Origin of the sequence: Ancylomarina sp. 16SWW S1-10-2, assembly GCF_009669305.1 — a bacterium.
Classification (GTDB): Bacteria; Bacteroidota; Bacteroidia; order Bacteroidales; family Marinifilaceae; genus Ancylomarina.
Map to the genome: position 1 here is coordinate 1 of NZ_SADB01000122.1, position 668 is coordinate 668.

Here is a 668-nt window from a genome sequence, read left to right on the forward strand (position 1 = left end):
CCAGCGATTAACTTCCCTTCAAATACATATAGCAGCTGTGTGTTACGAGGCCGGACCGACAGGATTCGGCCTCGCACGCAGTCTTCGTTCTGCTGGAATAAATGTTATAGTTGCTGCTCCAAGCCGCATTCCTCGCCCTGTTTCCGCAACCAACAAAACGGATAGTCTTGATTGCATAAAACTTGCTGAATTGGCAGCTTCAGGATTGATACGATCAATCGCAATTCCTGATGAGAAAGAAGAAGCATTCCGAGCTTTATCGAGAAGACGTCACCAGCTTACAGATTCGTTGCGTCGAGTAAAGCAGCGCATAAGATCTTTGCTGCTTGCATTAGGAGTTGCTGAACCTGCGGGGATAGATGGCTGGAGCAAGTCTGCTGTTTTAGCACTTGGAGAAATAGCTTTGCCTGCTGGGGCAGCTGAAACTCTGGATAGCCATTTGGGTGAATTACAATATTTTATTATCGCTCAAARACAAGTTGATTTACAATTACAAAAACTTACCCAAGAACAAGACGAGGCAAAACGCATTGCCGCAATGAGGTCCGTTCCAGGAGTCGGTAAAGTTGTAGCAACAACGTTTGCAGCGGAAGTTTTCAACCCTAAACGCTTTAAAAGAAGTGAAGAAGTTACAGCCTATCTTGGCCTTGCCCCGGTAATTCGGCAAA

1 protein-coding gene is annotated in these 668 nt (G+C 45.7%); it reads left to right on the forward strand.

The window, feature by feature from the left end:
* Positions 1-37: 37 nt before the first annotated feature.
* Positions 38-668 (forward strand): transposase (locus EMN46_RS18730; protein ID WP_368667585.1); only part of this gene is annotated, 631 nt, incomplete at its 3' end.